The organism is Cohaesibacter marisflavi (assembly GCF_900115225.1).
GTDB lineage: Bacteria > Pseudomonadota > Alphaproteobacteria > Rhizobiales > Cohaesibacteraceae > Cohaesibacter > Cohaesibacter marisflavi.
The window spans coordinates 200063-211258 of the sequence record NZ_FOVR01000009.1; the positions used below are offsets into that span (position 1 = coordinate 200063).

Sequence of the window (11196 nt, forward strand, 5' to 3'; positions counted from 1 at the left end):
GCATGCGCACGCGCTCCATATTGATCACTGGAGCCAGTCGCGGACTGGGTGCGGCACTGGCGCACGCCTACGCCGCTGCGGGTGTTGATCTCATTTTGACCGCTCGTTCGGAGGAAGCCTTGGCGAGCGTCTGCTCGGATTGCCGGTCGTCTGGAGCCAAGGTCAGCTGCATCCCTCTGGATCTTACCAGCGAAGCCAGCATTGATGAGGCCTTGGCAGAGATCAAGCTCATCGGCCTGCCGGATCTGCTGATCGCCAATGCCGGGGTTTATTCCGGACGACAGGCAAACGGTATGCTCGAGCCACGAGCTGAACAAAACCAACAACTTAGCGTCAATCTGTTAGGAACCATCCAGTTTCTGGATCAATGCGCGCAAGGCATGAAGGACAGAGGCTCAGGCCATCTGGTTCTCATCAGTTCGCTCGCAGCCATCCAGCCGCAACCCGATAGCCCAGCCTATAGCGCAAGCAAAGCAGGCCTTGCCTTTTGGGGCCGGTCGATGGCTGAAGATCTCGCCGACCATGGCGTGCAAATCAGCATTGTCTATCCCGGCCATATCGAAAGCCAGCAGACAGAGATGCAGGTTGGCGCCCTGCCCGGTTTGATGCCAGCCCCTCGCGCCGCAGAGATCATCCGCCAAGGCATCGACAAGAAACGTGCCCGGATCATTTTCCCAAGACATCTTTACTGGCTCATTCTGGTGAGCAACCTCCTTCCCGGTTGGCTAAGACGCCGGGTCAACAGACCTTTCCGCTATCACGTCGCACGTGATGACCGGCCTGAATAGGGAGAGCCTTTCATCGTGGCAAATCAGACCAGAGACTGGATGCAGCGACCGGCCGTGATTTACGGCGTCGGATTCTGGAACAGGAAATCCATGGCAGGCATGCTTGCTCCTCTGCCCGGAAAGCCACGCTTTATCCGCTCCTTCAAACGCGCCCTCAAAGCTGCCAAGGCTAGCAATGCCAGTTTGTTTGCCTGGGCCACCCGCCTCAGCCCGGAGCAGCGCGCAGCCTGCAACGCTGAGGGTGTTGCAATCGTGAATGTGGAAGACGGCTTTATCCGCTCCGTCGGGCTGGGCGCAGCCTTCACTCCGGCAGCATCTCTGATCATGGATGCAAGCGGCATCTATTACGATCCGTCCCAACCCAGCGATCTGGAAACTATGCTGGAACAGGATACTGTTAGCGCTGAAGAGCGCTTGCGAGGGCAGGCCTTCCGCCAAAAAGTCGTCGATCTGGGTGTCTCAAAATACAACCTTGGCAACAAGGCATCTTTCAACCTCTCCAAAACGGGGCGCACCCCAGCAGACGCCTTGCGCATTCTCGTGCCCGGTCAGGTCAGCGATGATGCCTCCATCCAGAAAAGTCGCAGCGATAGTCTGGCGCTCGCTTCGGGCGAGAATCCAAACCTGCTACTGCTCAAATGGGTGCGCAGCCATCACCCCGATGCCCATATCACCTTCAAACCCCACCCCGACGTGACCAATGGCCTGCGCGATGGCAACCTCTCGGACGCGCAGATGTTGGCATATGCAGACGCGATAGAGCTTGATACCGACATCATCCAATTGATCGAACAGTGTGATTCTCTGCACACGATCAGCTCTCTGTCCGGTTTTGAGGCCTTGTTGCGCAACAAACATGTGGTCGTGCATGGCCTGCCTTTTTATGCCGGCTGGGGTATCAGCGAGGATAAAACCAGCTGCCTGCGCCGCACCACAAAGCGTTCCCTTGATGAACTCGTCTATCTGGCCATGATCAAGTATCCGCACTATGTTTCCCCCCTCACCTTCCAATATTGTGAGGCAGAAGAGACGGTCGATCAGCTTTCAAGGTTAAGGAATAATAAAGCCGGATCGGCTAAGGATGGAATAATGCTGCAAATTGCCAGGCTCGCCTTCAGACTTGGCCTCTGATAAAGACTGGGAGTTACTGCAGTAAAAGGCTTAATACCGTTGAAATTAAGCGTTATCAGTGATATCCAGATTGGCATTGATGAATATGTGTTTCAAACCAAACGTGGTGTTTGTGCAACTGTCGGTTCAAAAATGTTGCTAAACAGGATTAACTGATTGATTTAATTTATGCTATTTTTGTATCGTGGCTAAAGCATGATGCAAAAGCTGACGCGCAGATCTCATACGGGGGTGTTATTCCCGTTTGTTACCAACGAGTTATATACCCATGCTTAGAATTCTTCTTGCTCTGATAGTTTCTGCTTCTTTGGCTGGTTGCGTTTTTACGCCACGAGAAGGGCCCCTATCTGCTGAAATTGAGAAGCAAAGCACCCAGAATGACTATCTTGTGGTTGACGTCGATTCGAAAGTTGTCGATGGCTTAGCCCGTTTCAACCCCGTTGGTCTGCATAGCAAGTTCAAATCCACGAGCCATCGCCTGCCGATATCCACTGTTGGTACCGGTGACATCTTGGCTATCACCGTCTTTGAAGCTGATCAGGGTGGCCTCTTCACAGGCAGCTCAGGCAACCGGGCCGAATTCCCCAAAGTCGTCGTGGACAACAAGGGCGAGATCTCTCTGCCCTACTCTGGCACCATTAAGGTCAAGGGTAAGACCCCTCTGCAAATTCAGGATCTCGTAGTAGAGCGCCTGCAGGGCAAGGCTATTCAGCCTCAAGCCATGGTGAATGTCGTTCAGAACGAGAACAATGTCGTTACCCTCAGTGGTGACGTGACCAAGCCGGGCCTTTATCCCTTGTCATCCAAAGGCGTTCGTCTACTCGACGTCGTTGCGCAGGCTGGCGGCACCAAATTCCCGGCTCGCGAAACCTATATCACGCTCATGCGCGGCTCCCGTCAGGGTGTCCAGCTGCTAGAAACAGTGATTGATCAGCCCGACGAGAATATCTATGTGTCACGCGGCGACCGGATCTATCTTTCCCATGATCCGCAACGTTACACCGTGCTCGGCGCAGTCCAGAAGCCATCTGTCTATACATTCGATTCATCAACGATCTCTGTATTGGAAGCCATTGCAGCAGCAGGTGGTCTGAATGACAACCGAGCCGATGCGACAGGTGTCTTTGTCTTCCGCTACGAAGACCCGAAAGTTCTTGATACTTTGAACATTGGCTACACCCATCAGGTCCGTGGCAAAGTTCCGACTATTTATCGTATTAACATGAAGCACGCACAGTCGTATTTTTATGCGCAATCCTTCCATCTGCAGGATAAGGATTCGGTATTCGTTTCAAATGCGCGTGCTGTCGAAATCGGCAAGATCCTGCAACTTATGAATCTTGCGACTTCATCTGTAAGAAACATAGCAACGACCGGAAATAAGGTTGAAGTTTTTAGCGACTAAGGTCACTTTAAACAATCAACGAACCTATAGTTAAATTTTTGACCTCATGGTGTTCGCGTGACCCAGGAATTGAAAAATCCTACCCAACAGGATGGAAAGAGAGTCTTTCTCTTTCTTCAGGGTCACCCCTCGTTCTTTGCCAGGAATGTAGCCAATCACCTTGAAGATCAAGGACACACAGCGCTTCGCATCAATTTCTGCCTTGGCGATGCCATTTTGTGGTGGGGAAGAAAATCTCACAACTTCCGCAAGCCCTTCTCGTCATGGGAACAGTATTTGCGGGGCTTCATCCAGACCCACGGCGTTACTGACATCATTTATTACGCAGACCGAAAGCCTTATCACCAAATAGCGGCAAAGGTTGCAGCGGATCTCGATATCCCGACCTACGCCTTCGAATTCGGTTATCTCCGCCCTGACTGGATCACTCTGGAAAGAGGCGGCATGTCGGCTTTTTCCCATTTCCCGACGGAACCCGAAAAGATCAGCGCAATTGCCAATCAGGCCGATGAGCCTGACTTTGAGCCGAAATATCCCTATACCAAGCCACGCGAGATCTTCTACGAGGTTACCTACAATCTGCTCAGTTATTTCCTGTGGTTCTTCTATCCTTTTTACAAAGCGGATCGGTATTACAATCCGCTGGTCGAATATATTTCAGGCATTCCCGGTCTCTTCCTTGAAAAGCGCCGACACATAGCCGCTCGCAAGCTGGTCACCCAACTCGGGCGCAAAAGACGATCATTTTTCATCTTTTCTCTTCAGCTGCAAAGCGATTATCAGCTTCGTTCGAATGCGCCATTTTCTCATCAAAAGCGCGCAATCGAACAGGTCATTCGCTCGTTTGCGAGAACCTCTGACAAGAGCACAGACCTGATCCTGAAGGCGCATCCTCTGGACAATGGACTGGAACGCTGGGGCCCCTTCATCAAGAAAATTTCCAAGCAACTTGGCGTGTCCAAACGCGTACATTTTATTGTTGGCGGCAACCTGACATTCATGCTGAAACACGCCAAGGGCTGCGTCATGATCAACAGCACCGTTGGTCTGCATTCGGTCCGCTCCGGCTGTCCGGTCAAGGTTCTGGGCCACGCCATTTTCGATATTGAGGGCCTGACCCATCAGGGCAGTCTGGACAGTTTCTGGACGCACCCGCAGTTGCCGAACGACGCTTTCGTCAGAGACTTTGTGAAAGCCGTTGCGGCCAGCATTCAGGTAAAGGGCAATTTCTTTACGACCAAGGGAAACAAGGCCGCAGTGCCCGCCTTTGCCAACAACCTCATCGAACGCAAAGTCAACGGCTTTGACGCCTTTGAAGAAATGCCCCCGAGACTGACGACGCTGGTAGCGAACGAGCCACCCCTTTATGCGCCCAAGCCCATTACAGTGGAAATCGACCCTGTCGAGCCCAAAGAGGTATCACCGGATCGATTGCCGGTGTTCGTGAACCCGCCAGCAGCGAAGGCAACCTGATAGTCTGGGTCATAGACGTCTCCAGGTCTCGCCCTCACGTCTCAAAGCCCCCTACCGCTTGCCTTGCATCTCGTTTGGTACAGTCGCTAAAACTTGGTCTTACACATGAGTCAGCCATCTTGGCCAAGATGACCCGCGCCAACGTCAGTCCAACACCCGTGAAGCATTAAGGCAGCATGAGCGCCCTAAATTATCCTTCACCTTGAGAAACCGGAGCCCCTCCAAAAATCCCCCTCGAGAAAGAGGGTCTCTGCAACAAGCGCCTCGCTAAACCTGCCATCATCACCTAGCAACGCAAAACGCCCCACTTCCGATAACGAAGCAGGGCGTTGATTTAATTATGATGCAGATCTTGCTGTCACAGCAAGGTGCCTACATCGGATGATGTCATCTAGGCATGCTCGCGCATCACGGCAAGTGACACCGAAACCATGAAATAAACCATCAGAGCGATAATTGCGCCGGTCAGAATATTATACCCTCTCCGCGGATAGAGAGACGCTTCTGGCATGGTTGGGGCAGACACGATGGTCAAAAACCGCATACGTCGTGCAGTTTCCAACTGCGCGGCTTCAAGCGCCTCCAAATGTGATTTATAGCGCAGCGTCTTATATTCGATCCTGAGATTGATATCTCTGAATTCAGAATCAATTTCACTGAGGGTACGCCCCGAGCCACCTGCCAGACGCTCATTTTCCTTTTCAATCTGGTGCTTGAGCGCTTCACTCTCGGCCCTTAGCCTGATCAGGGTAGGTGAATTCTCACCAAGTGTCCCCTGACGAGAGGTAATTTCCGCCTGCTTGGCAGCCAATTGCTGCTCAAGGCTGGAAATGGTTCCAGCAATGGTTTGCGAAGCAATTTCGGTTGAGAAGATTTTGTTCTTCTGTTGGAATTCCTGCAGAACCTTCTTCTCCTGCATCAACTCTTCTTCCGATTGCTGCACCACACCTTCAAAGAAAAGCAACTGCGAACGGGACACCTTCTCGTTCAGATTATCAATAAACTTCTGGGAGTGGTACAGAATGCGATCAAGAACTTTCTGCGAATAGGCAGGATCGAAGGTTTGAACGGAAATTTCCAGCAGCTTGGCTTCTTCATCCAGAGTGGCCGTAACCATCTCGTTATAATATTCAAGCGCGTATTCCCGTTCTGTATCTTTTGTCAAACGAGAAAAGAAGTCTGCGTCCGAAGAGGCAAAATGGTCCAGAAGCCCCAAATCATCATTCAACTTATCAAGTAGCGTTGGGCTTTCGATAAAGGCTTTCAAAACCAGAATATCGCGATCAGACGCAGTTGAAGATGTGAGCCCCAGCATCGAAAGATCCAGCGGACTGCTTTCGGATTTCGCTTCAGTTATATAAATGGATGCCAAACTCTCATACCGGTCGGTCGCAATCAGTCCCTGATAAATGGCCACAATGACTATGGGCAATATGAGAACGAAAAGAAACAGATATAGCGACAGATTCAGAGCGGGCAATTTGCTCTTAATATCATTGATCATCTTTGGCTCCGATATGTGGCTTTAGGCGCTCTGGTGTTCCGGTCTGGTCTGGGCCCGGTCCATGCGGCCCTTCTCCATTTTTGATATTGGCATTGGGACGGTTCTGTCCACGCGGCAAGCCTGCCTGAGGGCCATGCTCTGCGGTTTCATGCGCGCGGGATACGCCAGGCGGCTTCATTCCGGCGTTCGGGCCTTGTTTCCGACTTGCAGGGCGCCCGTCACTTCGCCCCGTCGCCGCATTCGGACCAGCGCCCTGATTCTTACCAGCGTTAGGCCCCGCTCCGGGTTTCTGATTGAAACGAGGCCCGCCGCCTTGTGCCATTCTGGCTTTCGGACCACCAGCTTGCTGCCTATCCGCATGCGGCCCATTGCCTTGCTTCATTGCCGCCTTCACACCAGTGGCCTGTTTGTTGGCTGCATTTGGTCCGTTGCCTCTCGCCTCACCAGCATTCGGCCCCGCACCAGAGTTCTGATTGACAAGAGGCCCGCCGCCTTGTGCCATTCTGGCCTTCGGGCCACCAGCTTGCAGCCTGTTTGCCTGCGGCCCACCGCCTTGCTTCATCGCCGCATTCGGGCCTGCTCCCTGATTCTTACTGGCGTTGGGCCCAACACCTCTCTTAACACCGGCATTCGGCCCGTTCCCGGCTTGTTTCTTGCGCGCAAGAGGTCCTTTTTTGGGGTGCATTCTCTTCTGATTGGGCCGTTTTTTCGGCGCCGAAGACTCCGACCCGATATTTCGCTCATAGACCTCGATAGCCTCTTCGATCGAGTCATACATGACCGCGCTGCCCTTGTTCAGCACAAGCCCCATATTGCATTCATTGCGCAATTCTCTGAGGCTATGAGATACCTTGATAAAGGAAGCAACAGCACGCTTGTCTTTGAAAACCTTGGCACTTTTCTCCTTGAAATTCTTGTCCCCAACAGCGGTCAGCTCATCAATGATATAGCAATCAAAGGTAAAAGCCATCGCGATGGCAAAATTGAGCCTTGCGCGCATCCCAGAAGAGTAGGTTCGCACGGGCATTTCGTAATAATCACCGATTTCCGCAAAGTCTTTTACTTCATCGATAATCGCATCCATGTCTCTGCGCCGAACACCCTGTAATCGGCAAGCAAAACGAGCATTCTCTCGCCCCGTCAAAGACCCTTGCATCGAGTTGGCTAAGCCCATTGGCCAGGATATGGAGCCTGTCCGGCGGATCGTTCCGGTATTGGGCATGTCAACACCGGCCAGAAGCCGCATCAACGTAGACTTACCGGTGCCGTTTGGCCCCAACACGCCCACCTGTGCTCCGTCAGGAATGACCAAGGAGACATCCTTGAGAACATAGTGCCGCCCATTGGGCGTCGGGTAATATTTTGAAACCTCGAACAGTTCGATCATGATTGCAGCAACTTGAAACGATACTTGAAGTAAAGAGCATAACCGATCCCCAGACCGATCACAGCCCATTCAAGCGGGTAAGACAAATCTGAATCCGCAAACAAAGGTACGCCCAGAGCGCCTGCCCGGAAACCGTTCGTCAGATGGATAATGGGATTATATGCAAGAACTGTCTGGATATTTGCAGGCAGATCAAGAATCGAAAAGATAACGCCGGAGATAATCATGAGCGGACTCGTCACAATCCCAACAACCTTGAATATATTCTCATTGAGCGTCCCCAGTACAGCCAGCGGAGTTGCGATTCCCATGGCAAACAACATCGAAATCAGAATAACTTCAACACACAATAACGGGTCGGGGAAATCCGGCACAGCGCCAAACAGCCACCAGACCAGCAAAATCAAGAGGACACTTGCCCATGCATGCATAAACATGGCGGTAATGAAACGCGCCAATATCGTATCCAGAGGTTTCACCTGAGGGTAATTGAGCAAAGCCATATTCGCTTGAATGGCATGCGCCAGATAGCCAAACCCGTTTCGGACCGTATTGAAAACAATAAAACCGCAGCCAACAAAGAGGGTCACGTGAACACCTCGAATACTGGTTCGGCCAGAGGCCCACCAGACCGCGGTAATGATGCTCATTCCGACAATCGGTTCAAAAAGCGACCAGAACAGACCAATCCGGCTCTTTCCCAGACGGATTTTATATTCCTTGAAGACAAGCGCCCAGATAGCGGAAACCTGCTTTTGAAAACCGCGCTTATACAGATAGAATTCGCTTTTATTGTCTAAGCCTTTGGATTTCAACTTAACATTCTTCAAACCCGCTCTCCATGATCACGCATGCCGATAAGTAAAGTCTGAGACGATCGAAATGGTGGCTTCAGGGACGTGATTGCATAAAGTCCCGGATATAGATGATATTATAGTCTATTTGAGGTAAAATTTTGTCTCACCCGAAGCAATGATTCCATATAGTTAAAGTGTCGTCTCACACAGCTCACGCAACGTCAAGGGGTTCAACGCGAGTTGCCACCTAGAGACATAAATTTGCCATACAACGACACGACAGTGTGCCGCGATAAACTCAGACAAAACATCAGCCTTTTTGCCTCTGCAACATCCCAGTAAATGCAAAACCGATCTTGCCGAATTTTTAACGGCTATTGGTAGACAAACACCAAAGCACAACGATATAAAGGCCCCAATGTTTACGTTCTGAATACATTGTCATGTATGACAGTAAACTCTGTCGCTTAATCCCAGAAGTTAGTTGAGTTCGCCAATGCATTTTACTCACTTAAAGGCCCTCGAATATGAGAGCATCCATATTATTCGCGAGGTTGCGTCGGAATTCAAAAATCCGGTGATGCTCTACTCGATCGGCAAGGATAGTGCCGTGATGCTGCATCTGGCGCGCAAGGCGTTTTATCCGTCTCGCTTGCCGTTTCCGTTGATGCATGTTGATACGACGTGGAAGTTCCGGGAAATGATCGAGTTCCGCGACCGGATCACCAAGGAATATGACCTTGATCTGATCGTGCATACGAATGAAGAAGGCCGGGCGAACAATGTGAACCCGTTCACCCATGGCTCTTCGCTTTACACGCAGATCATGAAGACGGATGCGCTAAAGCAGGCGCTGACCGCACACAAGTTTGATGCAGCCTTTGGTGGCGCACGACGCGATGAAGAGAAGTCCCGCGCCAAGGAGCGCATCTTCTCCTTCCGGACAGAAAATCACAGCTGGGATCCGAAGAACCAGCGTCCGGAGCTTTGGAACATCTTCAACACCCGCACCAAGCCGGGCGAGAGCATCCGGGTCTTCCCTCTGTCCAACTGGACCGAGCAGGATATCTGGCAATATATCATGCTGGAGAATATTCCGATCGTTCCGCTCTATTATGCCAAGGAGCGCCCTGTCGTGAAGCGCGATGGCACCTTGATCATGGTGGATGACGACCGCATGCCGCTCAATGAAGGCGAAGTGCCGGAAATGAAGATGGTGCGCTTCCGCACCCTTGGTTGCTACCCGCTGACGGGCGCGGTTGAAAGCTCGGCCTCGACACTTGAAGAGATCTTTGAAGAAATGCTGATTGCCCGGACCTCGGAGCGCGAAGGACGCATGATTGATCATGACGACACCGCATCGATGGAGAAGAAGAAAAGGGAGGGCTATTTCTGATGAGCGACGTGGAAACAACCTCGAAATCATCGCTGGAAGGCGGCCAATTTGCCCGTCAGGAAAGCCGCGACATTCTGCGCTTTCTTACCTGTGGCAGTGTTGATGATGGCAAGTCCACCCTGATCGGGCGGCTGCTTTACGATAGCAAGACGATCTTTGAAGATCAGCTCTCTGCGCTGGAAGTGGTCAGCCGCAAGCATGGCACGACCGGGGACGACATGGACCTTGCGCTGCTGCTTGACGGGCTTCAGGCCGAGCAGGAGCAGGGCATCACGATCGACGTGGCCTATCGCTTCTTTGCGTCCGACAAGCGCAAATTCGTTGTCGCCGATACGCCAGGGCATGAGCAATATACCCGCAACATGGCGACCGGTGCGTCCAACTGCGATCTGGCGGTCATTCTGATTGACGCGCGCAAGGGCGTGCTGACCCAGACCCGTCGTCACAGCTTCATCACCTCACTGATCGGTGTGCGCCATGTGGTGCTGGCGGTCAACAAGATGGACCTGATGGACTTCAGCCAGGAGGTGTTCGACAAGATCGTTGCGGATTATAACGCCTTTGCGCAAGGGTTCGAGTTCGAGACGATCATGGCGGTGCCGATGTCTGCCCGCTATGGCGACAATGTTGTGGTCAAGAGCGACAAGACCCCATGGTATGAAGGCCCGAGCCTTCTGTCCTATCTGGAAGATATCGATGTCGAGAGTGCAGACCGCTCTCTGCCTTTCCGCTTCCCGGTTCAGTGGGTCAACCGTCCGAACCTCAACTTCCGTGGCTATTCGGGCACGGTGGCCTCTGGTGTGGCGCATGTGGGGGACGAACTTGTTGTCGCCAAGTCCGGCAAGGTCTCCAAGATCAAGTCCATCGTGACGATGGATGGGGATTTGCAGGAAGTGGAAGCCGGACAGGCTGTCACGATCACGCTGGAAGACGAGATCGACATCTCGCGCGGCGATCTCTTGGCTCCGCCGCAGCATCGCCCGCAGGTGACCGACCAGATCTCGGCCCATCTCATCTGGATGGATAGCAGCCGACTGATGGTTGGTCGGGCCTATATCATCAAGATGGGCAACCAGCAGGTTCAGGCGACGGTTACCGAGCTTAAGCACAAGATTGACGTGAACAACGCCTCCCACAAGGATGCGGGCAAGGCGCTGGATCTCAACGAGATCGGCTTCTGCAACATGTCCTTTGCCGAGCCACTGGCGATGGATACCTATGAAGAGAACCCGCATACGGGCTCCTTCATCCTGATCGACCGCTATTCCAACCAGACGGTTGCGGCTGGTCTTGTCTGGTTTGGCCTGCGCCGTGC

Annotated in this window: 9 protein-coding genes; 6 read left to right on the forward strand and 3 right to left on the reverse strand. The window is 52.4% G+C overall.

What is annotated here, in order from left to right; all coding sequences use genetic code 11:
• The first annotated feature begins 2 nt into the window (after positions 1-2).
• The 4 genes from BM258_RS16410 to BM258_RS16425 all read left to right on the forward strand — a co-directional run bounded on the left by BM258_RS16410 (position 3) and on the right by BM258_RS16425 (position 4797).
• On the forward strand, positions 3-788 hold the full coding sequence (locus BM258_RS16410; RefSeq protein WP_175528119.1) for an SDR family NAD(P)-dependent oxidoreductase: 786 nt from the start codon (positions 3-5) through the stop codon (positions 786-788).
• Between the two features lie 15 nt (positions 789-803).
• A complete protein-coding gene (locus BM258_RS16415; RefSeq protein ID WP_139229299.1) occupies positions 804-1919 on the forward strand; it encodes a capsular polysaccharide export protein, LipB/KpsS family in 1116 nt (371 codons plus the stop codon).
• Positions 1920-2187: 268 nt separating this feature from the next.
• Entirely contained in the window at positions 2188-3324 is a 1137-nt protein-coding gene (locus BM258_RS16420) for an SLBB domain-containing protein (protein ID WP_090074110.1), read from the forward strand.
• Between the two features lie 276 nt (positions 3325-3600).
• Positions 3601-4797, forward strand: coding sequence for a capsular biosynthesis protein (locus BM258_RS16425; RefSeq protein ID WP_175528120.1), 1197 nt, complete (start codon positions 3601-3603; stop codon positions 4795-4797).
• A 391-nt stretch (positions 4798-5188) separates the two neighbouring features.
• Here BM258_RS16425 and BM258_RS16430 read toward each other — a convergent pair whose 3' ends face one another.
• Genes BM258_RS16430 through BM258_RS16440 form a run of 3 tightly spaced genes read right to left on the reverse strand, consistent with a single transcriptional unit; the run spans position 5189 to position 8518 of the window.
• A complete protein-coding gene (locus BM258_RS16430; RefSeq protein ID WP_090074114.1) occupies positions 5189-6301 on the reverse strand; it encodes a KpsE/RkpR family capsule polysaccharide export protein in 1113 nt (370 codons plus the stop codon).
• Positions 6291-7688 carry an ABC transporter ATP-binding protein gene (locus BM258_RS16435; RefSeq protein ID WP_090074116.1) on the reverse strand — a complete coding sequence of 466 codons (1398 nt, stop codon included), beginning with the start codon at positions 7686-7688 and terminating at the stop codon, positions 6291-6293. Before BM258_RS16435 ends, BM258_RS16430 begins: the two co-directional genes overlap by 11 nt.
• Positions 7685-8518 carry an ABC transporter permease gene (locus BM258_RS16440; protein WP_090074117.1) on the reverse strand — a complete coding sequence of 278 codons (834 nt, stop codon included), beginning with the start codon at positions 8516-8518 and terminating at the stop codon, positions 7685-7687. The genes BM258_RS16435 and BM258_RS16440 overlap by 4 nt, the downstream gene beginning before the upstream one ends.
• A 463-nt stretch (positions 8519-8981) precedes the next feature.
• Here BM258_RS16440 and cysD point away from each other — a divergent pair, with 463 nt between their 5' ends.
• Together cysD and cysN are read left to right on the forward strand one after the other, a co-directional pair.
• Positions 8982-9881 carry a sulfate adenylyltransferase subunit CysD gene (cysD, locus tag BM258_RS16445; RefSeq protein WP_090074119.1) on the forward strand — a complete coding sequence of 300 codons (900 nt, stop codon included), beginning with the start codon at positions 8982-8984 and terminating at the stop codon, positions 9879-9881.
• A partial coding sequence (cysN, locus tag BM258_RS16450) for a sulfate adenylyltransferase subunit CysN (protein ID WP_090074120.1) occupies positions 9881-11196 on the forward strand: 1316 nt, incomplete at its 3' end. The genes cysD and cysN, both read left to right, overlap by 1 nt.